The organism is Pseudomonas baetica (assembly GCF_019733355.1).
Lineage (GTDB): Bacteria > Pseudomonadota > Gammaproteobacteria > Pseudomonadales > Pseudomonadaceae > Aquipseudomonas > Aquipseudomonas baetica_A.
In genome coordinates this window covers 223199-246479 of record NZ_JAIHLQ010000005.1, presented here as the reverse complement: position 1 = coordinate 246479, position 23281 = coordinate 223199, and the positions used below count along the sequence as shown (strand labels likewise).

Below are 23281 nucleotides of genomic sequence, written 5' to 3'. Positions count from 1 at the left end.
TATACGGGCAAATACTGGATGGATGCACACTATCAAGCGCAGCGTTTTTTGCCATAGATGAAGAGAGTTTCATCTATGCGTGTCATAGCGTCGCGATATACCCCGTCTTCCGATGGGACTGGTAGAATCGCCGCCGGTTCACACGAGGTTTTTCCATGCACGATCTCCACAGCGAACGCATGAGTGGCAGCGAGACCCGCGCGGCGAGCGGTCTGGCCCTGGTGTTCGCCTTCCGTATGCTTGGCATGTTCATGGTGTTGCCAGTACTGGCGACCTATGGCATGGATCTGGCAGGCGCGACCCCGGCCCTGATCGGGCTGGCTATCGGCGCTTACGGCCTGACCCAGGCGATTTTTCAGATTCCGTTCGGGATCATTTCCGACCGCATTGGCCGCAGGCCGGTCATTTACCTGGGGCTGATCGTCTTCGCCCTCGGCAGTGTGCTGGCGTCCCAGGCCGATTCGATCTGGGGCGTGATTGCCGGGCGGATCCTGCAGGGCGCCGGGGCGATTTCCGCCGCGGTCATGGCCTTGCTCTCCGACCTGACCCGTGAACAGCACCGCACCAAAGCGATGGCGATGATCGGCATGACCATCGGCTTGTCCTTTGCTGTGGCGATGGTGGTCGGGCCGTTGCTGACCCGGGTTTTCGGTTTGTCCGGACTGTTCCTCGCTACAGGCGGCATGGCACTGATCGGGATCCTGATCATCATGTTCATGGTGCCGCGCTCAACCGGGCCGATGCAGCATCGCGAGTCTGGCGTGGCGCGTCAGGCGTTGATGCCGACGCTCAAGCATCCCGATCTGCTGCGTCTCGATCTTGGCATCTTTGTATTGCACGCGATGCTCATGTCGAGCTTCGTCGCGCTGCCCCTGGCCCTGGTGGAAAAAGCCGGGTTGCCCAAGGAGCAGCATTGGTGGGTTTACCTGACCGCGCTGCTGATTTCTTTCTTCGCCATGATCCCGTTCATCATCTACGGCGAGAAGAAACGCAAAATGAAACGAATCTTGCTCGGCGCCGTCATGACGCTGATGCTGACTGAGCTATTCTTCTGGAAGTTCGGTGACAGCCTGCGGGCTCTGGTGATCGGCACGGTGGTGTTCTTCACCGCGTTCAATCTGCTGGAGGCTTCTCTGCCGTCGCTGATCAGCAAGGTTTCACCGGCAGGTGGCAAGGGCACGGCCATGGGCGTGTATTCCACCAGTCAATTCCTGGGTTCGGCACTCGGCGGGATACTCGGCGGCTGGCTGTTTCAGCATGGCGGTCTGTCGGTTGTGTTCCTCGGATGTGCGGGGCTGGCTGCCATCTGGCTGGCCTTTGCTGTTACCATGCGCGAACCTCCCTACGTGACGAGCCTGCGCTTGCCGTTGTCGCCCGAGGCGATCCGCGAAGCGGGTCTGGTCGAGCGCCTCAAGGCCCTCGTAGGGGTAACAGATGCAGTGATAGTCGCTGACGAAGCGGCTGTTTACATCAAACTGGACAAAGAATTAGTGGATCGCGACACCCTCGAACGCCTGGTGAACAACCCGGCCGGGGCTGCTTGCGAAGCCTAGGAGAACGTTATGGCCCGTGGGGTTAACAAAGTCATATTGGTCGGCACTTGCGGCCAGGATCCCGAAGTTCGCTACCTGCCTAACGGTAACGCCGTGACCAACCTGAGTCTGGCAACCAGCGAACAGTGGACCGACAAGCAAACCGGTCAGAAGGTCGAGAAGACCGAGTGGCACCGTGTTTCGATGTTCGGCAAGGTGGCCGAGATCGCCGGTGAGTACCTGCGCAAAGGTTCGCAGGTCTACATCGAAGGCAAGCTGCAGACCCGCGAGTGGGAAAAAGACGGTATCAAGCGTTACACCACCGAAATCGTGGTCGACATGCAAGGCACCATGCAACTGCTCGGCGGCCGTCCACAACAGGGCGACCAACAAGGCGGCGGCAACAACTATCAGCAGTCCGCTCCAGCTCCACGCCAGCAGGCACCGCGCCCGCAGCAGTCGGCTCCACAGCAGCGTTCGGCCCCGGCTCCACAGCAGGCCGCACCGCAACCGGCTCCGGATTTCGACAGCTTCGATGACGATATTCCTTTCTGATTCTTGGCTGCATACGAATAAAAAGGCCCGTCGTTCAACGCGACGGGCCTTTTTTGTGCGCGGCGGTTTGTCAGTCAAGAATCAAATGCGGCAGAAACCGGCTTGAATCCTTGGTGATCAGACTGTTGTCCTCACGCACGCCAATCCCCGCCGCCTGATCGCCAATCACCCAGGAGCCGATCAGCGTGTAGCTGTTATCGAACTTCGGCAGTGGTGCGAACTCCTGAAGGATAAATGGCGCATCGGTGTAGGGCCCATCTTCTTTGACGATCAGACCTTGCGCCGTTTGCAGTTCGATGTTGGCACCTTCCCGGGAGAAGTACGGTTTGCGCACCCAGCCTTTGGGCACGGCGCTGGCCGGATTCGGGTCGAGGTGCGCCGCGAGCAGATTCGGATGGCCTTTGTGCAACTCCCACAACAGCGGCAGTGCGCCTTTGTTCGACAGGATCGCTTTCCACGCTGGCTCGAAAAACTGCGTATCGCACTCGGCAATCGCCGCGCCGAACGGTTCATGGAAGATGAATTCCCAGGCGTGCAGCTTGAACAGGTGCGGGATCCAGCGATCTTGCAGGTCGACAAAGCGGCCCTCGGCAGTCAGGCCAATGTCTTCGATGTCGATGTGCCGCGATTCGATGCCGACCTTTTCCGCGATCAGTCGCAGGTAATCCGTGGTGCCTTTATCCTCGACCGAGTCTTTCATTGAGGCAAAGTAGAAAGGTCGCTTGAGCTGCAACTCGGCAAAGGCTTGATGCAGCTTGGTGTCGATGCTGTTGAACTGGTCGGCATGGCTGGGCAGCGTGCCGCGCTCAATGCATTGCTCCAGCCAACCCCACTGGAACGCCGCCGCCTCGTAAAGGCTGGTTGGCGTGTCGTAGTTGAGTTCCAGCAGTTTCGCCGGGCCGTTGCCGCTGTAGGAAAAGTCCATGCGCCCGTACAGATGCGGATGACCTTCCAGCCAGGACGTTCGGATCATGTCGTAGTACGAAGCCGGGATGCTCAGGCGATTTAGCAGTTCTTCGCTGTGTACCACGCGGTCGACCAGGTCCATGCACATCTCGTGCAGTTCGGTGGTCGGGTCCTCGAGATCGTTTTCGATCTGCGCGAGCGTGAACTGGTAATACGCGCTTTCGTCCCAGTAAGGCTCGTCGTCGATGGTGTGGAACATAAAGCCGAGGCTCTCGGCCGTTTGTTTCCAGTCGGGGCGCTCGGCGCAGTGGACCTTTTTCATCGTCAGCTACTCGAGCGGCCGGAACTGCTGCCCCAACCACCCCAACCGCTGCGGGCGCTGGACTGGCTGCCAAAACCGCCACGGGAAGTGGAGGAGGCGACGTTCACCGGTTTGCTTTTGCTGCTCTCGTAGTTCGGTTGGCTACGAGGTGCTGACTCGATTCTTTTGGACTGCGTCGAGGTGTTGTAGGGCTGGCGCGTATCGCGGTCGCGATAGACCGTGCGATTCGAATTGTTGCTCATCGCGTTGCCGATCAGCCATCCGCTCAGCCAACCGTTGCCACCGCCACCCGAGGTGTGGGAAGTGTTTTGCACATTCTGGGCAGCCGTCGTATCACCGGCCGGCATCTGCGTATCGGCGATGGCGTCGAGATTTTGTGGGGTTTCACCGTTCTGCGGTACTTTGAAACCGCCGAGTTTTGGCACGAAGCGGCCGTCGGAGTTTTTCTGACACCAGTCGGCGGCAAAGTCCGCGTCGCACTTGGCTTTGTCGTCGTACGCCGGCGCGATGCGCCGGTGTTCGGTGAGCGCCGCGACGTAGGCGTTGGAGCAGACGTCGGCTGCCACCTCGGCATCGACGCATTGCTCAACACTCTGGAAATTGCGTGGCTGATCCACCGCTGCCGCTTCGCCGGAAATGACCATGGCCACCGACGCTGCGAGGGACAACTGAACGTATTTGCTTCGTTTCATCTAAGGCTTCCTGCCGATCAGTTGGACGGTGTCATGCACGCAGCGTTGAGCATGCCAACGCTGATCGCTACCGCTGCGACGTAGATGCCGGAGGCGATTTCACCGTTGGCGATGCGCTGGGAAGTGCCTTTGAGCACCAGGCCAGTGGCGAGAAACGCCAGCAGTTGCACTACTGCGGCAATCACGGCCCAGAGCACGAAGTCGAGGACGTTGACCGAATAGGCGATCACGTTGCTGGCAGGAATGGCGAAACCGATGATTGCACCGGACAGCGCAATGGCAGCGGCCGTGTTGCCGGAGCGGATCAGCTCGAATTCTTTGTGCGGGGTGATGCGCGTGTAGACGAATTGAAACAGCATGAACAGCAACACGGCGCCGATCAGGTAAACGATGAAACCGGTCAGAGCGGTTTTGTTCAGCGAGACGGCCAGCACTTCCAGCATGAGAAACTTCCTTATTTAAATGGTGCTCAGGTCAGTCGTGTACAGCGAAATGCCGAGCGAGGTGCTCAGGCTGACGGTGCCTTCTTCGTCCTGTTCGACGGAGAACAACAACAGCTCGCGACGATCGGTCAGGCCGGTCTCGCGGGCGTAAAGCATGGCGTGGTGTTCGATGGTGTAGCTCTCGTCCGGGTTGACCACGTGTTCGGTCAGCGGCACCAGTTCGGTCTGGCCTTGTTCGGTGCCCCACTCGCGGGTGTATTCGACACCTTCGTGGGTGTAGGTCGGCAAACCGATCAGGCTGTTGGGGCCGGCCAGTCGCTGCAGTTCGGCGTCACTGTTGACGGTCACGTAACTGAGGTAGTTGAACAGTGTGACCGATTCGACCTGGTCGTCTCCGGTGACGTGGATCTGTACCCAGAAATCCTCGTCGTTCATGTAATAGCGGTGCAGTTTGTTGGACTGGCCGAGGTCGACCCAGCCTGCGCTCCAGATCGCCTGATCGAAGGGGACTCGTACCGAAGTCGAACCGTCGAGCAGCAGGGCCAAGGTCGAATCGAATCTGACGCCCTTGCCTGAGGCCATCCCGAGTGGGCCACTGGCAACGGTGGATGTTGGCGCAGCGGTCTGCCAGTTGCTGGTGCCCAGCAAATCTTTAAACCATCCCATGGGTACGTTCCTTGAAGCGGGTGGAGGTGTTCGTCGTAAAAAGCGCCGCTAGTGTACCGGGCCGAGCGTGAACGAGAAGTATGATTTCAAGCTGTAAACCACGTGGGAGCGAGCCTGCTCGCGAAGAGGGCGTGCCAGTCAACATTAATGCCGTCTGATATTCCGCTTTCGCGAGCAGGCTCGCTCCCACAGGTTTTTGCGTCGGTGCTTACTGAGTCGATTTTTGCTTCAGGCGCTCAAGAATCGCATTCGCGCTGCCTTCGTTCGGCGTGATGCCGGCGTCGCGCAGTTTACGATCCAGGTCGTTGCCGGTTGAAGCGTCCGACAGTTCATCGGCCGCATTCAGTTCGGCAGCGCGTTGCTGCTGCTTGGCTTGCAGGCGGTTCAGGGTGCCGACCGCGGTTTCCAGTTTGCCGTTGGCGCCGCCGCTGGCGATGGACGCGCTGACCTGAGCTTTCTGCACGCTGTCACGGGCCTTGGCCATGTCCACTTGTTGGCGCAGGCTCTTGATCCGGGCTTCGGCCTTGTTGATGTCCTTGCGCATGTTGTCGGCATAGTTGCCGAACTCGTCGCTTTGGGCTTTTTCGGCGGTCAGGTCGTTGGTCAGGGTCGAAATCGCTTCGGCCACTTCCATCGCCAGGTCTTCACGGCCGGCGTTCAGGGCCGAGACAGCCTTGGCTTCCAGATCCTTGATCTTGGCCTCGTACTCGCTCACGCGGTCGGCGGCCAGCTTGTGCTTGGCCATGATGGTGATCAATTCGCGACGGGCGTTCGACAGCGCGGTGTCGGCGTCACGGATTTCCTGGTCGAGGATGCGCAGGGCCTGTTGGTCGACGATCGCTTCGCCGACTTCATTGGCGCCGCCGCGCAGTGCGGTGAACAACTTGCTCCAGATGGACTGAGTCATTGGATATTCCCTGTTGATTACTTGAAGAAGTGTTCGAAGGCTTCGCTGGCGCGCTGCACGTTATCGACGAGGGTTTTCACCTCGGTCACCACGTTGGTCAGGCTCGAGTCGGCGCTGAGGGCGCCAAACATGTTGTAGACGGTCTGCCCGTTCGGCATCGACTCGATACCGATCGACGACAGCGGGAACATTTCGCGGCTACGCAGCACGGCGTCGTTGAAGGCGCGCACGTCGGTGATCGAATCGATGTCCACCAGCACGGTGTCGACGATGATCTGGGCGCCGGCCAGTGCGATGTGAATCGGCAGACCGCCGAATTCGTTCATTTCCAGCTTGATGCTGGGTTCGGAACTCTGGACCAGAGACAGTGTGATCTCTTGCGAAGCGACCTCGTCCAGGGCCTTGAGGGCGTTGAAGAGGCTGTCGATATTCCAGTTGTTGCCTGCGCTCATGTAATTCTCCGACATGAATGAGCCAGCCAGAATCGGTTGGCGTAGCTGTTGCTCCATTTGCTTGAGCAAGCTTCGGTTTTCCGGAAGCACCCAAGTTTCGTGTTTCACATAACCGGCAGCCGCCAGGCCCGCACGCATCTGCTTCATATAAAAGCTGGATGGTTTTTTCGCGGACGGTTTTGAGCGCACTCCCTTTGGGTCTGACGCGGTAGCGGGGGAGCGGCTTTTCATGGCATTGATTCCGTTATGAACATCTCACGCGTGGGCCACACTACAACCAATTCAAAGTGCCATCAATGGCTCACGCGTGAGATTTTTCTGGCGCTCGCAAAAACGCCCGCAACGGGGCGGGCGCAGGTTTTTTGCAAAGTGTTGCCGTGTGGGTCAGCGCTGGAGGAACTCGTCGGTAGACACCACGCTGGCGTAAGCGAAGCCCAGGGATGACATGAAGGCCGCATGGACGTGGGCTGCCGGTACGGTCGTGCCGTTGAACTCCAGATCGCGGCTGGCGCAGGCGTCGTGAATCACTGTGACGTCATAGCCCAGATCCGCCGCCGCACGGGTGATGCCGTCGATGCACATGTGGCTCATGCTGCCGACCACCACCAGTTCCTTGATGCCTTTTTCTTCCAGGATTGATTGCAGCTCGGTTTCACGGAACGAGTTGACGAAATGCTTGAGCACTACGGGTTCATCGGCGCGATTGAGTACTTTCGGATGCAGCTTCGCGCCGTCGGAACCGGGGGTGAAAAACGGAGCGTCCGGCGAGGTGAATTCGTGGCGGATATGTACCACTGAATCGCCCGCTTCACGGAAGGCTGCGATCAGTCGCGCGGCGTTGTCGGCAGCGGCGTCGGCACCTGTCAGCGGCCATTTGCCTTGGGGGAAGTAGTCGTTCTGGATATCGACTACGATGAGCGCTTGCTTGGCCATGGGTGTGTCCTCGATGGATTGGCTGGAAGTGTCTTCAGTATTGGCGCTGCCGAGCGAATCGAGGATTGGCCGCACCGACAATAGACAGGGGAAAACTGACAATGGGCGCACAAAGGGCTGCCGTGGCCGAGTTGGGCGTGCTGATTTATCCCGGCGCGCAAATGGCGGCCGTGCACGGTTTGACTGATCTGTTCGCGGTGGCGAACGGGATAGCCGCCGAGCATGAGGCTGCGCAACTGCCGTTACTGCGGGTCAGTCATTGGCAGGTTGAGGGCGATCAGACGCCGAAGCGGGTTTTCGAGAGTTGCCCGGGTGTCGACAGTGGCTTGCAGGCGGTGCTGATTCCGCCGTCCATCGCCGGTTTTTCCTCGGCGCAAATTCCGGCCAGACTGGCGCAATGGTTGCGCGAGCAACATGCAGGCGGCGCGACATTGGGCGGTGTCTGTGTCGGCTCGTGGTTGCTGGCAGAAAGCGGTCTGCTCGACGGCCGCAGCGCCACCACGCACTGGACGTCGGCCAAGGACTTCGCTTCACGTTATCCGAAGATCAAGCTCAAGGCCGACGCGCCGATTGTCGATGACGGCGACCTGATCACCACGGCCGGACTGATGGCTTGGTCGGAGTTGGGTTTGCGACTGGTCGATCGTTTGCTCGGGCCGAGCATCGCCACCGGCACCGCGCGCTTTCTGGTCATCGAACACCGCAATAGCGCCAGAGAGTGCGGCAGCAATTTTGCACCACTGCTCAGTCATGGCGACGCCGCCATTCTCAAGGTTCAGCATTGGCTGCAAAGCACTGGCGCGACGGATGTTTCGCTGACTGCAATGGCCGAACGCGCGGGGTTGGAGGAGCGCACATTCCTGCGCCGCTTCCGCGCCGCGACCGGGTTGAAACCGACCGAATACTGTCAGCATTTACGCGTCGGCAAGGCACGCGAGATGCTTGAATTCACCAACGGTACGATTGATCACATTGCGTGGAAGGTGGGGTATCAAGACCCGGGAGCGTTTCGGGCGACCTTCAAGAAGGTTACCGGGCTGGCGCCCAGTGATTATCGAGCGCGGTTTGGTGTCACTGCGCCAGTGAAAACACCGAGTACCTGATTGGGGGGCTGCTCATGACGAAGCCGGCAGCCTCAAAACAACATCAGGAAGGCGTCTTTTCGATCTGCAGCGCTTTGGCCTTGGCCTCCACCACCAGATACATCACGAGTGTAATCAACAACGGCAACAGAAAATAAATCGCCCGATACGCCAGTAGCCCCGCCACCAGACTGCCCCGCGACGCTTCGTGTTGCAGCAGTGCAACGAACACTGCTTCCAGTACGCCCAACCCCGCCGGAATGTGGGTAATGACCCCGGCAATCGCACTGATCAACAGCACGCCAAGCACCAGCGGATAATCGAGTTTGCTCGGCAGCAAGGTGAAGATCACCGCCGCCATCAGCGACCAGTTCAGCGCGCCCAGCAGCAGTTGGAGCATTGCCATGCGCAGCGACGGCAGGTTGATTTCTACGCCGCGAATCGACCACTCGCGGCGCTTGGAGAACTGGCACGCGGCCAGATACCCGGCACTGATCAACAGCAACACCACACCGATACCCTGCAGCGCTGTGGTGCTGACTTTCCAGCCCGGCGGCATGCTCACCAGTCCACTGCTGAACACCACGCCCGCGATGGTCATGTAGCCGAACCAGTTGGTCGCCAGGCTCAGCCCAAGGATTTTGGCAATGTTGCTGTTGCTCACGCCCAGACGCGAGTACAGCCGATAGCGCATGGCTATGCCGCCAACCCAGGCACTCAGATTCAGGTTGAACGCATAGCTGATGATCCCCACCGGCAGGATCTGTTTCCAGGTCAGGTCCTGGCGAATGTAGGTGCGGCCGATCAGGTCGAAACTGGCGTACGTCAGAAAGCTCAGCAGCGTCACGCTGGCGGCAATGATCAGCGTGCGCAGCTTGAAATCGGCGAGAGTTTCCAACACGTCGGCCCACTCGATACGGCGGGCGAAAATCGTCAGCAATACGATCAGCGCGAGGAAAAACAGCACGGTCAACGGACGTTTCCACTTGCTCCAGCGTGAGTGCGCGGCTGGCGCTGCATGGCCGGTCGATTGCGCTTGGGTATGACTCATGAGCGGTCACCTCGAAACGGCTTGAGCCTGGGTTTATGCGCCGGCAACCAACCGGCCATCGCCGGGAAATGCCGCAGAAAGTGGAACACCAGAAAGCCAACCGTCATGTGCCAGATCCGTCCGCGTGGAACCATGGCCGGATCTACCGTCTGACAATGGTTGAGGCTCAGGTTTTCGAGGCGCTCGAACAGGTCACGGTTAAAGGCGCGATCCCGGATCACTACGTTGGCTTCCAGGTTCAACGACAGACTGAGCGGGTCAAGATTGCTTGAGCCGACAGTGCTCCAGTCCTCATCCACCAGCGCGACTTTGCCGTGCAGCGGGCGCTGACAATACTCGTGGATTTTCACTCCGGCCTTGAGCAGATAGTCATAGGTCATGCGCGCCGCGATTTTGGCCACCAGCACATCCGGTTCACCTTGCAGAATCAGCCGAACATCGACGCCGCGCCGCGCCGCATTGCGAATTTCCTTCAGCAAGCGGTAGCCGGGAAAGAAGTAAGCGTTGGCGATCACCACTCGCCGCTGAGCACTGCGCACGGCCTGTAAATACACGTCTTCGATGTCGGTGTGGTGCTGGTTGTTGTCGCGAAACACCAGGCGCACCTGACCATCGTGATCGGTGAAGGCCATTTCTGTCCGGCGCTGCCGGCGGCGTTGCCACCAGAATCTGGCACGTCCGGGGCGCCCGCTTTGCAACAGCGCGAAATGGTGAATGTCCGCCACGGCCGGACCCTGAATTTGCACCGAATAATCCTGCTTGGCCTCGGGGCCGAAGTCGGCCAGGTGATCGCCGGAAAAGTTGATCCCGCCAATGAATGCAACCGTGCCGTCGACCACCACAATCTTGCGATGCAGGCGCCGAAACCAGTTGGTGCGAATGCCCAGATGTTTGGGGGCCGGATCGAACATCTGCAGATAGACGCCGGCCTCACTCAGTGCGGTGAGGTAGCCGGTGGTCAACTCGCCACAACCGAAACCGTCGAGACTGACGGTAGTGCGCACGCCACGGCGGGCGGCGTCGATCAGGATTTCCTGCAACTCCTCGCCGACCTTGTCCTCGAAAACGATGAAGGTCTCCAGCAGGATCTCACTCTTGGCTGCCCGCATCGCTTCGAACACGCGCGGGAAATACGCCTCGCCGTTTTCCAGCAGTTCGATGCGGTTGTTGCTCTGCCAGCCGTATTCGACATCGACGTGCCCGGGCTCGCGTATCGGCGGGGTGATGTTCACCGATTCCACGGCGGATTTCTCCAGGGGGGCGCTGTTCATAGTTCGATCTCCACCGATAACGGTGCGTGGTCGGAAAGGTGGGACCAGGGCCGGTTCGCCAGGACTTTTGGCTGATGGGCCTTGAGGTTGCGCACGTAGATGCGGTCCAGTCGCAGGGTCGGCAGACGCGCGGGAAAGCTGCGCGCCGGTTTGCCGTGATGTTCGGCGAACACTTCCCGCAAGCCGCAGGGCTTGAGCAATGCGTCGGCACGCTGGCGCCAGTCATTGAAATCACCGGCGACGATTACTGGTGCATCGTCTGGCAGTTCGGCAAGGCGCTGCATCAACAAGCCAAGCTGGGCGTTGCGATGGCTTTCGCGCAGGCCCAAATGCACGCAGATCGCATGTACCTCGGTGCCGTCGCCGGGCAGGCGCAGCACGCAATGCAACAAGCCACGGTTTTCGTGGCCGCTGATCGAGACGTCGAGGTTGTCATGGCGGATGATCTGGAATTTCGACAGCACAGCGTTGCCGTGATCGCCCTCCGGATACACCGCATTGCGCCCATAAGCGAACTGCGGCCAGAGGCTGTCGGCGAGGAATTCGTACTGCGGCATCGTCGGCCAGTTGTTATAGCGCTTGGGATGATGTTCGTGGGTGCCGTGGACTTCCTGCAGGAACACCACGTCTGCGGCCACGCTGCGCACCGCTTCGCGCAACTCCGGCAGGATGAACCGTCGATTGAGTGCGGTGAAACCCTTGTGCGTGTTAACCGTCAGCACGGTGAAGTTGCGCACCGATGGCGCGACGACCGATCCTTCATCGGTGAAACCGACCGGTTCTGGAATGCTCATGGCAGCCTCCGCGAGGCGAATGCCAGCCCCTGAGGGGCGAAATCCCCGCGCCACGGGGCGTAGCGCCAGCCGAAAATGCCGATATGAATCGTTGCCATGCCGCCCTCCCGTCGAAAGTCCCCGTACAGCCTCAGTCTGTTGATGACTGCGCGCGGTTCGGGAAAGTTTCGATGGCTTTACGGACGGTGCATTTTCGAGAAACACCGCACACCCCGTGTGGGAGCGGGCTTGCTCGCGAAAGCGGTGGAGCATTCAGCAACGAGGGTGACTGACACGACGCCTTCGCGAGCAAGCCTGCTCTCACGAAATGTGCGTGCGCCGCAGCACCGGTGGCGGACAGCGATGGGGCAGTTGCTCGTACACAAATTCCGGCCATCGACACTTTACGGGTGACGGTTGCGCACTAAACCCGCAAAATGCAACGATTCCGGCAATTATCGACGACGGGGCCACAAGCATCGTCGCCAAAGCCATCGTTCCAATCAGACTGGGCCTGCTGACTCTATGCGAATGCGCCTTATGTTACTGGGCGGCGGAAATGCCCTTGGGCAGGCGCTGATTCGCCTCGGTGCGGAAGAAGACATCGGTTTCCTCGCCCCCCGCCCGCCCGAAGACGGCTGGGATGCCGCGAGCCTGACGCAACTGCTCGACGACACCCGTCCCGATGCGTTGATCAACCTCGCCTACTATTTCGACTGGTTCCAGGCCGAGACCGTCAGCGAAAGCCGTATGGCCGGGCAGGAGCGCGCTATCGAGCGTCTGGCCGAATTGTGCCGGCACCACAACATCGTCCTCGTGCAACCGTCCAGTTATCGAGTGTTCGACGGCTCACGCGCCACCGCTTACAGCGAAAAAGACGAACCGGTGCCGTTGGGCTTGCGTGGTCAGGCCTTGTGGCGCATCGAGCAAAGTGTGCGCGCAGCGTGTCCGCAGCATGTGTTGTTGCGTTTCGGCTGGCTGCTCGATGACAGTCCGCAAGGCAGCCTCGGGCGTTTCCTCGCCCGTGCCGAGCAACCCGAAGAATTGCTCCTGGCTGATGATCGTCGTGGCAATCCGACGCCAGTCGACGACGCCGCGCGAGTGATCATTTCGGTGCTCAAGCAACTCGATTGCGCCGCGCCGCTGTGGGGCACTTATCACTACGCCGGCCACGAAGCGACCACACCGCTGGCGCTGGGCCAGGCGATTCTGACCGAGGCCCGCAGCCTGCACGCGCTGGCCATCGAAGCACCGACCGCTCAGGCTCACGCCGCGCGGCCGGACGCCGCCGAGGAGCCGCAACACGCGGTCCTGGCCTGCAAGAAAATTCTGCACACATTCGGGATCAAGCCGCGCGCCTGGCGTGCCGCGCTCCCGGGCTTACTGGATAGGTTTTACCGACATGGCTGAAGGGACTGTTTTAATCACCGGCGGCGCTGGTTTCATTGGCTCGCACCTGACCGACGCACTACTAGCCCACGGTCATTCGGTGCGGATTCTCGATGATCTGTCGACCGGCAAACGCAGCAATCTGCCGCTGGACAATCCCAAGGTCGAGTTGATTGTCGGTGATGTGGCTGACGCAGTGCTGGTCGCCCAAGCGATGCAGGGTTGCAGCGCCGTAGCGCACCTGGCGGCCGTGGCCTCGGTGCAAGCGTCGGTGGATGACCCGGTGAAGACTCACCAGAGCAATTTCATCGGCACCCTGAACGTTTGCGAAGCCATGCGCCTGGCCGGGGTCAAGCGTGTGTTGTACGCCTCCAGCGCGGCGGTGTACGGCAACAATGGCGAGGGCGAATCAATTGATGAAGACACGCCCAAAGCCCCGCTGACGCCCTACGCGTCGGACAAACTGGCCGGCGAGCATTATTTTGATTTCTATCGCCGTCAGCACGCTTTGGAACCGGTGGTTTTCCGTTTCTTCAACATCTTCGGCCCACGCCAGGATCCGTCCTCACCGTATTCCGGGGTCATCAGCATCTTCAGCGAACGTGCGCAGAAAGGCTTGCCGATCACCGTGTTCGGCGATGGCGAGCAGACGCGGGACTTTCTGTATGTCGAGGATCTGGTTGACCTGTTGGTGCAGGCGATCGAGAGGCCTGAAGTGGAAGTCGGTGCGGTGAATGTCGGCTGGAATCAGGCGATGAGCCTTAAGCAGATGCTTGCGGAACTGAAAACGGTTGTCGGTGAGTTGCCAGCGGTCAGCTTCGGCCCGGCCCGCTCCGGCGATATCCGCCATTCGCGGGCGAACAACACCCGGTTGCTGCAGCGTTTCAAGTTGCCCCGGCAGACGCCGATGAGCGTTGGCTTGGCGCGGTTGCTCGGAAAATAGCATTACCGCAGACATGAAAAAGGCGCCCTTCAACAGGCGCCTTTTTCACGGCCGGAATTTGTCGCTATCCCTGTGGCAAGGGGATTTTTCCCCGGTCAACCGCACAGCAGTTGCCGTCAGTTTGAAGTCTGCTCACCACCAAGCCTCATTCACCACCACGTGAACGTTGGGTAAATCGACTTAGAACTTATAGCCCAAACCCACCATGTAGATGAACGGATCCACATCCACGTTCACCCGTGCCCGGGTACCCGGCGCCACTGCGTTGTTTTCCACCGTCGCGCGGGTATCGATGTCGATGTAGCGCACTTGGGCGTTGAGCATGATTTTGTCGGTCAGCATGTAGTCCGCGCCGACCTGCCAGGCCAGGCCCCAGGAGTTTTTTGCCTTGAAGTTGCTGAAGCCGTTGGCGCTGGCTTCGCTGCCGACGTGCTCGTCGTAGATCCAGGTGTAGTTGATGCCGCCGCCGACATACGGTTGGAACGGCGACTTCGAATCCAGCGGGTAGTAGACGACGCTGAGGGTCGGTGGCAGGTGTTTCAGTGTGCCGAGCTTGCCATTGGCTGCTGCCAGGCCGGTGCCTTTGAGCTTCACGTCATGTTCGAACGGCGTGGCCGCGAGCAACTCAATGCCGACGTGGTTGGTGAGCATGTAAGCGAAGTTCAGGCCCAGTTGAGTGTCGCTGCTCATGGTCGCCTTGCCGCCCAGATTGGTGCCGCTCAACGGACCCTGATCGACCTTGACGCTGGAGCTGTCGGCCTTCGGGTTGACGGTGATTGCACCGGCACGGATCAGGATGTCACCGGCATCGTGGGCGTGGGCGAGCGGGGCTGCGAGCGCGAGGGCAAACAGCGAAGCGCTGAGCAAGGACTTGTTCATGGGGGCTCCGAAAGGACGTTAAAAATGTTTGATGTCCTATGGTACGAAGCCAACTGATACGGTCTTTTGACTCAGCTCAATGAAACAGTGAAGGGGCTGATTTCTGTGGAACCTTGCATCAACACAAATCCCCTGTGTGAGCGGGCTTGCTCGCGAAAGCGTCCACTCAAACAACAGGCAACTACCGGGACTCACTCCGGCAGTTCATACACATAAATCTTGTCCGCCTCCATCTGGTACCCCGCATCCGCCAGCTCGCTGCTTGAGGCTTTGACCTGCAACGGCCCCTCGACCCAATACGGCTGATACAGCTCATCAAGCTTCACGCCCAACTCACTTTTCACATGCACGATCTGGTTCGACGGCGGTGGCGGAACATGGATGCAGGCACCGAAGTACGGGACTAGCAAAAAGTCCGTGGTGCGTCCTTCTTCATTCACTTCCAGCGGCACGATATACCCCGGCAGTCGAATGTTCTGCCCATTGAGTGACTGCACCACCGGGGCGTCGGGCAAATCCTGCTTGGCCGCTGGCGCCGACTCGGCGGACAACGCATCGCTCATCTTCGACAGGTCATGCAGCGGCGTCATGTTGGGCACTTCCGGCGCGGCGTCCGGCGGGATCATCTGCGACCAGGTCAGGTCTTTCGGCGCCGCCGCCCACACGGGCAGGGCGACCAGTAACAGCAGCGCGAGCATGGCGCGGGGCATGGTGAACATCCTCATAAACGGATCGACAGGCCATCGGCCAAGGATTGGCGATACGCGCGCCAGGCCGGCACGCTGCCCATCAGCAGCGCGGCCGCCAGAATGCCACCGAGCAGCGTCCATTCATACTCGCTCGGCCACGCCAGCGGCAGATACAAACCGTAATTGGCTTGCACGTAACCCTGCGCGGCGGCGATGCCGATGTACAACAACGCCAGCCCAGCGATCACCCCGGCCAACGCCAAGGCAAAGGCTTCCAGCACCAGCAGGCTTGCGATGTGCCACGGCCTCGCACCGACCGAACGCAGAATCGCCATCTCGCGACGGCGCTCGTTGAGGCTGGTGAGAATCGCTGTGAGCATGCCGATCAACCCGGTCAGCACCACGAACAGGGACACCACGAACAGTGCTTTTTCAGCGGTGCTCATCAGGCTCCACAACTCCTGCAACGCCACGCCCGGCAGAATCGCCAACATCGGTTCACCACGGAATTCGTTGATCTCGCGTTGCAGCGCAAAGGTGGAAATCTTGCTGTTGAGGCCGAGCATGAACGCGGTGATCGCTTGCGGTGTCAGGTCCATGTTGCGCGCCTGATCGGCAGTGATCCGCCCGTTGCCCCGCGCCGGCACGCCGTTGTGCCAGTCGATGTGGATGGCCTCCATGCCGCCAAGGCTGATGTGCAACGTACGATCCACCGGGGTGCCGGTGCGTTTGAGAATGCCGACCACGGTGAACGGTTTGTCGTCGTGTTTGACCAGACTGATTGCCGCCACGCCGTGGGCCAGCACCAGTTTGTCGCCGAGTTTGTAGTGCAGGGCATCGGCCACTTCAGCACCGAGCACCACCTCGAACGGATCGGTGGCGAAGGCGCGCCCCTGCGCGAGTTCCAAGTGTTGCCGGCGACCGTACTGGTAATGCTCGAAATATGCTTCGCTGGTGCCCATCACCCGATAACCGCGATGGGAATCGCCGAGGGACATGGGGATCGCCCATTTCACTTTCGGGTTATTGGCGAAGTGTTCGAAGCTGTCCCAACGGATGTTGTTGGTGGCGTTGCCGATGCGGAACACCGAGTACAACAACAGATTCACCGAGCCGGAGCGGGCGCCGACGATCAAGTCGGTGCCGCTGATGGTGCTGGCGAAACTGGCTTTGGCCTCGGTGCGCACGCGCTCGACGGCCAGCAGCAAGCAGACCGACAGGGCGATGGCGAACGCGGTCAGCAAAGCGGTAAAGCGGCGGTTGGCCAGGCTGGCCATGGCCAGACGAAACAGATACATCTCAGACCTCGGCAGACGTGGCGGCGCGATTGAGCTCGGCCAGGGACAGGTGACGGTCGAACAGCGGGGCCAGACTCTGGTCGTGACTGACAAACAGCAGGCTCGAACCGGCCTCGCGGCATTCGGCGAACAGCAAGCGGATAAAGTTTTCCCGAGCGTCGTAATCCAGCGCCGAGGTCGGTTCGTCAGCGATCACCAATTCTGGCTGCCCGATCAAGGCACGGGCGGCGGCGACTCGTTGTTGCTGGCCGATCGACAGTGAGTCGGCGCGACGGCTGAGGATGCGCTCGTCCTTCAGGCCCAGGTGGGCGAGCAGGGTGGCGGCGGCTTGATCGACGCTGCCATGGCGCTGTTTGGCCCGTTCGGCGCGCAGTCTGGAGAAGTGGCAGGGTAGCTCGACGTTCTCGCGCACCGAGAGAAATGGCAGCAAGTTGAACTGCTGGAAGATGTAGCCGGTGTGATCGACGCGGAACGTATCGCGGGCACCGGCGGAGAGTGCGGTCAACTCCTGGCCGAGCAGGCGAATGCTGCCGCGATCGGGTTTCTGTACCCCGCCGAGCAAGCCAAGCAGGGTGGTCTTGCCGCTGCCGCTGGGGCCTTCGAGGAACAGGGTTTCGCCCGGTTCCAGGCGAAACGCCGGGATGTCCAGCAGCGGCGGGTGGCCGGGCCAACTGAAGCCCAGGTCGGACAGTTCGATGAGTGCTTGGGTCATGGCGCCAGTTTCATGGAGTGAACACATACCCCCTTGTGGGAGTTTCGCAGTAATCAGAACTTAAGCGCGGCAGCCTTGGCCGTTACTTCAGTGCCTTGCTGGCCGCTGGCGCTGATCAGTTGTACCTGAATTTTCTGGGTCGCCGGGAAGGTGTTGAAGATGTTCGCCAGATCCAGCGTCTTCAACGCGCCCGGGGCTGTGCAGTTGAACTGATAGTGAGCATGGATTTCGCTGTGGTCGTGGTGATGTTCGTGGCCGCCCTTGTCGGCTTCATCGTCGTCATGATCGTCGGCCTGTGGCGTGTCACCGAACAGCGGGCTTTCCAGTTCCTGGCTGACCACTTTGCAACCGGCAGCGGCAGGCAGGTTGAACAGCACCAGCGGTTTTTCGAGTTGCGCGCGGGCGGCGGCGACTTTGGCCTTGTCGGCCTCCGTGGAGGCAACGTGTTCGAAGCCGACCAGATTCATCGCCGGGCTTTCCAGTTCCAGCTCCAGTGTTTGCCCGTCGAGCGCAGCATTCAGGCGACCGACACCATGTTCATGCGCACCGAGGCTACCGTGCTCATGGTCGTGATCGTGATCGTGGTCATGCTCATCAGCCGCATGGGCGATGGCCAACGGCAACAGGGCAAACGGCAAAGCGAGCAGCAGACGACGCATGACGGTCTCCGGGAAGTAAAGTGAAGAGTTTGTTATGTAATCTTATAACGAAAGTGCGCAGAGTTTGCCCGTGCGCTTGGCGTTACACAAGTCCCGTGGGAGCATGCGTGTCAGAAAAGTGCGGGAGCGAACTCAATGTTGCGGATACGCGGAACCGTCGGCGAGGTGCCGGTGGATTTGACGGTGGAACTGGATGACAGCGACTGGGCGCGGCTCGGTTCGGCCATGAGCGGGCAGTCGCAGGCGGCGCAACCGCAGAGCGCAGCGGCGCCAGCGGTGAAACCGTTGAATCAAGACGATGCCTTGTGGCAGGTAGCGCAGGATTTGTTGCGCAAGGCCGGGCAACTCAGTGGCCCGGATCTGCTCGATCAGTTGGAAGGACTGACCGGCAGTGCGACGGCGGGCAAGCGCCTGCTGGTGCGCTTGCGGCACAGTTCGGACGTAAAAGTGGCGAGCGGCGGGGATACGCCGCTCTACAGCTGGATCGAGTGAGCGCTTAGTACAGCGCCGCAAACATTTTGCGTCGGTAGGCGGTCACCAGCGGGTGATCGTTACCCAACAACTCGAACACCTGCAGCAAGGTCTTGTGCGGCAAACCTTCGCCATAGTTGCGGTTGCGGATGAACAGCTTGAGCATCGCCTCCAGCGCCGCTTCGTATTGCTGGCGAGCGAGTTGCTGGATCGCCAGTTGATACACCGCCTCATCGTCCTGCGGATCTTTCGCCAGCCGTGCTTTCAGGTCGGCGGCATCGGGCAGGTCGCGGGCAAGTCCGAGGAACTTGATCTGTGCCTTGGCCCCGGCCAGCGCGGCTTTGTGCTCATCGCTCTTGACCGCGTCGAGCACCGTTTGCGCTTCGCTCAGTTCACCGCGTTCGGTCAGGCAACGGGCGTACAGGATCAGGGCCTTGGCGTTGGTGTTGTCGTCATTGAGCATGACCACCAGCGCCGCTTCGGCATCGGCAAAGCGGCCGTCATCGAACAGTGCCTGAGCCTGTTCGAACGGATCGGCTGCGGCAGGTGGCGGCATCTGCACATGGGGTTCGAGCAAGGCGCGTACGGCGGATTCCGGTTGTGCACCGGCAAAACCGTCGACCGGTTGACCGTCCTTGAACAGCACCACGGTCGGCAGGCTGCGAATACCGAAGCGGTCGACGATGTCCTGCTCGATATCGCAATTGACCTTGGCCAACAGCAGCGCGCCCTGATAACTCTCGGCAATGCCTTGCAGCATCGGCATCAGCGCCTTGCACGGCGCACACCATTCGGCCCAGAAATCCACCAGCACGGGTTTATTGAAGGAAGCCTCGATCACCGACTGATCGAAATCGGCAGTCGTGGCGTCGAAGATGTACGGCGTTGGCTGACTCATGGGAGATCTCGTAAAAGCGTGGATGGGGCAACTATAAGGCTTGGTGGGGTGTGGCCGGAAGCGGGGCAGGTTTGAGAGATGTGTCGCCTGACAGAGCGCTTTCGCGAGCAAGCCCGCTCCCACACTGGATTGATGTCGTTCACAAAACCCTGTGGGAGCGAGCCTGCTCCGGGCGGCGTTCCGACGAAGCCTTTAGTCACGCCGCGCGTGGTACAGGCTGACATGCCGAAATTCCTCAGGTTCGGCCAGATCCGGCAAGGTCATCGCCTCCAGCATTTCAATGCGCTCATACAACGGATGGCGAAAGTCCCGAACCCGCGAATCCGCCACCAGCGCTTCGCGGCCACGGCTGAGAAACGCATCGAGCAACGGCAGATTCGCCCGGTCGTACAACACATCCGCCACCAGAATCAGATCAAAGCGATCCGCCTCGGCAAAGAAATCCGTCGAATAACCCATCTGCACGTCATTGAGTTCGGCATTCGCCCTGCACGCGGCAATCGCCAGCGGATCGAGATCGCAGGCCACCACTTCCAGCGCCCCGGCCTTCACCGCCGCAATCGCGGCAATACCGGAACCGGCGCCGAAATCCAGCACGCGTTTGCCGCGTACCCATTCGGGGAACTCGGCCAGATAACGCGCCACCGCCAGGCCGCTGGCCCAGCAAAAACTCCAGTACGGCGGCTCGTGCAGAATCCGTTGGGTTTCTTCCTGGCTGAATTCGCGCGCCATGTTGTCGCCGTCGATCAGCCACAACTGCAAATCGGTGTCCGGCAACGCACAGGCTTTCAGCCTGGCGTCGCCGAGCAGTTCACCCAATGCCTGTTGCAGGTCGAGCGGTGCATTCATGGTGCTTTGACAAATTGCAGTTGGCCCAGTGCCTGAGTGGTCGCCTGGGTAATGGTTTGTGACGGCAGATGCAAAATCAACTGACCGGACTGGCTGGCGCGGCCACGCAATTCAACCCGCGCCCCGGCCGGGAAAGCCTCGGGGTTGAAGCGCACATGGAACGGAAGAATCTGGTTGTTGCCGATCAGGCTGGAACTGGCGAGCAATTGCTGCGGGCGATCCTTCTCATCGATCACCAGCAGCGCCAGTTCGACTTCAGCACCGGCCGGCACGCCTTGCAGGGTGCCGCTCAGTTCCCGTTGATAAGCCGGCAACGGGCCGAGGTCAGCCGCTTCTTTGGCTTTTTTCTGCGCCTGTTGTGGCGCCGGGCCCGGCGTGGGGGGCTGAGGCTTGGGGGCGTCGCTGCCGCAGGCCACCAGCAGGCTGAAAAGACTGAGCAAAACGAGCGGACGTAACGGCATTGGCAGCTCCGGAAAAATGAAATCCATGGATCAAACGATCATGCCCGTCTGTATACCGCAAACCCTATGGCTTGTCTTGCCACGGGGATGCGCTACCATGGCCCTCCCTTTTTTTGTTGCCAGCCACCATGCACTGTCCCTTCTGCGGTGCCAACGACACCAAGGTCATCGACTCGCGTCTGGTCGCCGAGGGCGAACAGGTGCGCCGCCGGCGTGAATGCCTGGCCTGCGGCGAGCGTTTCACGACATTCGAGACGGCCGAACTGGTGTTGCCGCGCCTGATCAAAACCGATGGCAGCCGCCAACCGTTCGACGAAGAGAAACTCCGCGCCGGCATGCAACGCGCCCTGGAGAAACGTCCGGTGAGCGTCGAGCGCCTCGAATCCTCTTTGGTCCACATCAAGCACAAACTGCGCGCCACCGGCGAGCGCGAGGTCAAATCCCTCGTGGTCGGCGAACTGGTGATGGCCGAATTGCAAAAGCTTGATGAAGTCGCCTACATCCGTTTCGCCTCGGTCTACAAACGCTTCCAGGACCTCAACGAGTTCCGCGAAGAGATCGACCGTCTCGCCCGCGAACCGGTGAAAGAATGACCACCGTCGCCGAGCAGGCCATCCTCGACGCCCACTTCATGGCCCGTGCGCTGGAACTGGCGCGCAAAGGTCACTACACCACGCACCCCAACCCCCGGGTTGGCTGCGTGATCGTGCGGGACGGGCAGATTGTCGGCGAAGGCTGGCACGAACGCGCAGGCGAACCTCACGCTGAAGTCCACGCCTTGCGCGCTGCCGGTGAACTGGCCCGGGGCGCCACCGCTTACGTCACGCTGGAGCCGTGCAGTCACCACGGCCGTACACCGCCGTGCGCCGATGCGCTGGTGAATGCTGGCGTTGGCCGGGTGGTCGCGGCGATGCGTGATCCCAATCCGCAAGTGGCCGGTCGTGGGTTGCAGCGTCTGGCCGATGCCGGGATCGCCACCGCAAGCGGCGTACTGGAAGGCGAGGCACGCCGGCTCAATCAAGGTTTTCTGAAACGCATGGAACACGGCTTGCCGTTCGTGCGAGTCAAACTGGCCATGAGTCTGGACGGCCGCACGGCGATGGAAAGCGGCGAGAGCCAATGGATCACCGGCCCGGCGGCGCGTTCGGCGGTGCAACGGTTGCGCGCCCAGGCGGCGGTGGTGCTGACCGGTGCCGACACGGTACTGGCCGACGGCGCGCGGTTGACCGTACGGGCTGAAGAACTGGGTCTGGATGCCGAGCAAACGGCGCAGGCCATGAGCCGTCCGCCGCTGCGGGTGCTGATCGACGGGCGCCTGCGCGTGCCGCTGGATGCACCGTTCTTCAAGGCCGGCCCTGCTTTGGTCGCCACCTGCATGGCGGTCGAGGAGCAATACGCCAACGGCCCGGAATGTCTGATCGTGCCGGGTGATGACGGTCAGGTCGATCTGCATCAACTGCTGGTCGAACTGGCCAACCGTGGCGTCAACGAAGTATTGGTCGAGGCCGGCCCGCGTCTGGCCGGTGCTTTTGCCCAGCTCGGTCTGGTCGATGAGTTCGTGATTTTCATCGCCGGCAAGTTCCTTGGTTCTACGGCGCGTCCGCTTTTGGATTGGCCGCTGAGCTATATGAAGGACGCTCCCGAACTGAAAATCAGCGAAATCCGCGCGGTGGGCGATGACTGGCGAGTCACTGCGATCCCTGTCGTTGCGGCGAGCGTATAATTCCCGGCCATCGCGTTAGCGCTGGCCCAGTTCTCAAGGAGAACCCCATGTTTACCGGCATCATCGAATCCATCGGCAGCATCTGTGCACTGACCCCAAAGGGCGGCGATGTGCGGGTGCACGTCGCAACCGGCAAGCTTGACCTGAGCGACGTCAAGCTCGGCGACAGCATCGCCGTCAACGGCGTCTGCCTGACCGCCGTTGAGCTGCCGGGCGACGGCTTTGCTGCCGACGTCAGCCGCGAAACGCTGGACTGCACCGCCATGAATGACCTGAAAAGCGGCAGCCCGGTCAACCTGGAAAAAGCCCTGACCCCGACCACCCGTCTTGGCGGGCACTTGGTCAGCGGTCACGTCGACGGTGTCGGCGAAATCGTCTCCCGCGCCGACAATGCCCGCGCCGTGGAATTTCGCATCCGCGCGCCGAAGGAACTGGCCAAGTACATCGCCCATAAAGGCTCGATCACCGTCGACGGCACCAGCCTGACCGTGAACGCGGTCGATGGCGCTGAATTCATGCTGACGATCATTCCGCACACCCTGAGCGAAACCATCATGGCTTCTTACAAGCCAGGTCGTCGGGTGAACCTGGAAGTCGACTTGCTGGCGCGTTATCTGGAGCGCCTGCTGTTGGGTGACAAGGCCGCAGAGCCGAGCGCTGGTGGCACGATCACTGAAAGCTTTCTGGCCCAAAACGGCTACCTCAAATCCTGAAGCTCTTAATTT

Annotated in this window: 27 protein-coding genes and 1 pseudogene; 9 read left to right on the top strand and 19 right to left on the bottom strand. The window is 60.6% G+C overall.

Going from position 1 to position 23281, the window contains the following annotated elements:
* Nucleotides 1-155: 155 nt before the first annotated feature.
* Both K5E40_RS07145 and K5E40_RS07140 read left to right on the top strand, forming a co-directional pair.
* Nucleotides 156-1553 (top strand): MFS transporter, encoded by a 1398-nt coding sequence (locus K5E40_RS07145; protein WP_221730271.1) that lies wholly within the window; start codon nt 156-158, stop codon nt 1551-1553.
* A gap of 9 nt (nt 1554-1562) precedes the next feature.
* Complete coding sequence (locus K5E40_RS07140) at nt 1563-2087, top strand: single-stranded DNA-binding protein (RefSeq protein ID WP_008081898.1); 525 nt, start codon at nt 1563-1565, stop codon at nt 2085-2087.
* A gap of 70 nt (nt 2088-2157) precedes the next feature.
* On the opposite strand, the gene K5E40_RS07135 is transcribed toward K5E40_RS07140, so the two are convergent.
* The 7 genes from K5E40_RS07135 to K5E40_RS07105 all read right to left on the bottom strand — a co-directional run bounded on the left by K5E40_RS07135 (nt 2158) and on the right by K5E40_RS07105 (nt 7408).
* Nucleotides 2158-3315, bottom strand: coding sequence for a glutathionylspermidine synthase family protein (locus K5E40_RS07135; protein ID WP_221730270.1), 1158 nt, complete (start codon nt 3313-3315; stop codon nt 2158-2160).
* A 2-nt stretch (nt 3316-3317) separates the two neighbouring features.
* Nucleotides 3318-4007, bottom strand: coding sequence for a DUF1190 domain-containing protein (locus K5E40_RS07130; protein ID WP_221730269.1), 690 nt, complete (start codon nt 4005-4007; stop codon nt 3318-3320).
* 17 nt (nt 4008-4024) lie between these two features.
* A complete protein-coding gene (locus K5E40_RS07125; protein WP_221730268.1) occupies nt 4025-4450 on the bottom strand; it encodes a DUF350 domain-containing protein in 426 nt (141 codons plus the stop codon).
* 15 nt (nt 4451-4465) lie between these two features.
* On the bottom strand, nt 4466-5116 hold the full coding sequence (locus K5E40_RS07120; RefSeq protein WP_221730267.1) for a DUF2491 family protein: 651 nt from the start codon (nt 5114-5116) through the stop codon (nt 4466-4468).
* Between the two features lie 208 nt (nt 5117-5324).
* Nucleotides 5325-6023: a PspA/IM30 family protein gene (locus tag K5E40_RS07115; protein WP_221730266.1), complete on the bottom strand. Its 699-nt coding sequence runs from the start codon at nt 6021-6023 to the stop codon at nt 5325-5327.
* A gap of 17 nt (nt 6024-6040) precedes the next feature.
* Complete coding sequence (locus K5E40_RS07110) at nt 6041-6622, bottom strand: YjfI family protein (RefSeq protein ID WP_409339127.1); 582 nt, start codon at nt 6620-6622, stop codon at nt 6041-6043.
* A gap of 237 nt (nt 6623-6859) precedes the next feature.
* Nucleotides 6860-7408: a cysteine hydrolase family protein gene (locus K5E40_RS07105; RefSeq protein ID WP_221730264.1), complete on the bottom strand. Its 549-nt coding sequence runs from the start codon at nt 7406-7408 to the stop codon at nt 6860-6862.
* Nucleotides 7409-7509: 101 nt separating this feature from the next.
* On the opposite strand from K5E40_RS07105, the gene K5E40_RS07100 reads away from it, so the two are divergent.
* Nucleotides 7510-8511, top strand: coding sequence for a GlxA family transcriptional regulator (locus K5E40_RS07100; RefSeq protein ID WP_221730263.1), 1002 nt, complete (start codon nt 7510-7512; stop codon nt 8509-8511).
* Between the two features lie 43 nt (nt 8512-8554).
* Here K5E40_RS07100 and K5E40_RS07095 read toward each other — a convergent pair whose 3' ends face one another.
* The 4 genes and pseudogenes from K5E40_RS07095 to K5E40_RS35525 form a co-directional block, all read right to left on the bottom strand.
* A complete protein-coding gene (locus K5E40_RS07095) occupies nt 8555-9541 on the bottom strand; it encodes a lysylphosphatidylglycerol synthase domain-containing protein (protein ID WP_221730262.1) in 987 nt (328 codons plus the stop codon).
* Nucleotides 9538-10812, bottom strand: coding sequence for a cardiolipin synthase ClsB (gene clsB / locus K5E40_RS07090; RefSeq protein ID WP_221730261.1), 1275 nt, complete (start codon nt 10810-10812; stop codon nt 9538-9540). Before clsB ends, K5E40_RS07095 begins: the two co-directional genes overlap by 4 nt.
* Nucleotides 10809-11606, bottom strand: coding sequence for an endonuclease/exonuclease/phosphatase family protein (locus K5E40_RS07085; RefSeq protein ID WP_221730260.1), 798 nt, complete (start codon nt 11604-11606; stop codon nt 10809-10811). Before K5E40_RS07085 ends, clsB begins: the two co-directional genes overlap by 4 nt.
* An 8-nt stretch (nt 11607-11614) precedes the next feature.
* Nucleotides 11615-11704: pseudogene (locus K5E40_RS35525) on the bottom strand (hypothetical protein); the annotation flags it as partial.
* A 406-nt stretch (nt 11705-12110) separates the two neighbouring features.
* Here K5E40_RS35525 and K5E40_RS07080 point away from each other — a divergent pair.
* Both K5E40_RS07080 and K5E40_RS07075 read left to right on the top strand, forming a co-directional pair.
* Nucleotides 12111-12995 (top strand): sugar nucleotide-binding protein, encoded by an 885-nt coding sequence (locus K5E40_RS07080; protein ID WP_221730259.1) that lies wholly within the window; start codon nt 12111-12113, stop codon nt 12993-12995.
* On the top strand, nt 12988-13917 hold the full coding sequence (locus tag K5E40_RS07075; protein WP_221730258.1) for an NAD-dependent epimerase/dehydratase family protein: 930 nt from the start codon (nt 12988-12990) through the stop codon (nt 13915-13917). Before K5E40_RS07080 ends, K5E40_RS07075 begins: the two co-directional genes overlap by 8 nt.
* Before the next feature lie 180 nt (nt 13918-14097).
* Here the strand turns inward: K5E40_RS07075 and K5E40_RS07070 are convergent, their stop codons facing one another.
* The 5 genes from K5E40_RS07070 to K5E40_RS07050 all read right to left on the bottom strand — a co-directional run bounded on the left by K5E40_RS07070 (nt 14098) and on the right by K5E40_RS07050 (nt 18154).
* Complete coding sequence (locus tag K5E40_RS07070; protein WP_221730257.1) at nt 14098-14796, bottom strand: OmpW family protein; 699 nt, start codon at nt 14794-14796, stop codon at nt 14098-14100.
* A gap of 191 nt (nt 14797-14987) precedes the next feature.
* Nucleotides 14988-15506 (bottom strand): DUF3299 domain-containing protein, encoded by a 519-nt coding sequence (locus tag K5E40_RS07065; protein WP_221730256.1) that lies wholly within the window; start codon nt 15504-15506, stop codon nt 14988-14990.
* An 11-nt stretch (nt 15507-15517) separates the two neighbouring features.
* Nucleotides 15518-16783, bottom strand: coding sequence for an ABC transporter permease (locus tag K5E40_RS07060; RefSeq protein WP_221730255.1), 1266 nt, complete (start codon nt 16781-16783; stop codon nt 15518-15520).
* Nucleotide 16784: 1 nt separating this feature from the next.
* A complete protein-coding gene (locus K5E40_RS07055) occupies nt 16785-17495 on the bottom strand; it encodes an ABC transporter ATP-binding protein (RefSeq protein WP_221730254.1) in 711 nt (236 codons plus the stop codon).
* A 53-nt stretch (nt 17496-17548) separates the two neighbouring features.
* Nucleotides 17549-18154: a DUF2796 domain-containing protein gene (locus K5E40_RS07050; RefSeq protein WP_221730253.1), complete on the bottom strand. Its 606-nt coding sequence runs from the start codon at nt 18152-18154 to the stop codon at nt 17549-17551.
* 135 nt (nt 18155-18289) lie between these two features.
* Here K5E40_RS07050 and K5E40_RS07045 point away from each other — a divergent pair, with 135 nt between their 5' ends.
* Entirely contained in the window at nt 18290-18646 is a 357-nt protein-coding gene (locus K5E40_RS07045) for a hypothetical protein (protein WP_221730252.1), read from the top strand.
* Nucleotides 18647-18650: 4 nt separating this feature from the next.
* Here K5E40_RS07045 and trxA read toward each other — a convergent pair whose 3' ends face one another.
* The 3 genes from trxA to K5E40_RS07030 form a co-directional block, all read right to left on the bottom strand.
* Nucleotides 18651-19523, bottom strand: coding sequence for a thioredoxin (trxA, locus tag K5E40_RS07040; protein WP_221730251.1), 873 nt, complete (start codon nt 19521-19523; stop codon nt 18651-18653).
* A gap of 192 nt (nt 19524-19715) precedes the next feature.
* On the bottom strand, nt 19716-20372 hold the full coding sequence (locus K5E40_RS07035) for a methyltransferase (RefSeq protein ID WP_221730250.1): 657 nt from the start codon (nt 20370-20372) through the stop codon (nt 19716-19718).
* Nucleotides 20369-20833: a YbaY family lipoprotein gene (locus tag K5E40_RS07030; protein WP_221730249.1), complete on the bottom strand. Its 465-nt coding sequence runs from the start codon at nt 20831-20833 to the stop codon at nt 20369-20371. Before K5E40_RS07030 ends, K5E40_RS07035 begins: the two co-directional genes overlap by 4 nt.
* A 128-nt stretch (nt 20834-20961) precedes the next feature.
* Here K5E40_RS07030 and nrdR point away from each other — a divergent pair, with 128 nt between their 5' ends.
* Genes nrdR through K5E40_RS07015 form a run of 3 tightly spaced genes read left to right on the top strand, consistent with a single transcriptional unit; the run spans nt 20962 to nt 23269 of the window.
* Nucleotides 20962-21426 (top strand): transcriptional regulator NrdR, encoded by a 465-nt coding sequence (gene nrdR / locus K5E40_RS07025; RefSeq protein ID WP_007910946.1) that lies wholly within the window; start codon nt 20962-20964, stop codon nt 21424-21426.
* On the top strand, nt 21423-22556 hold the full coding sequence (gene ribD, locus K5E40_RS07020; protein WP_221730248.1) for a bifunctional diaminohydroxyphosphoribosylaminopyrimidine deaminase/5-amino-6-(5-phosphoribosylamino)uracil reductase RibD: 1134 nt from the start codon (nt 21423-21425) through the stop codon (nt 22554-22556). The genes nrdR and ribD overlap by 4 nt, the downstream gene beginning before the upstream one ends.
* 47 nt (nt 22557-22603) lie before the next feature.
* Nucleotides 22604-23269: a riboflavin synthase gene (locus K5E40_RS07015; protein ID WP_221730247.1), complete on the top strand. Its 666-nt coding sequence runs from the start codon at nt 22604-22606 to the stop codon at nt 23267-23269.
* The last annotated feature ends 12 nt before the right edge of the window (nt 23270-23281 follow it).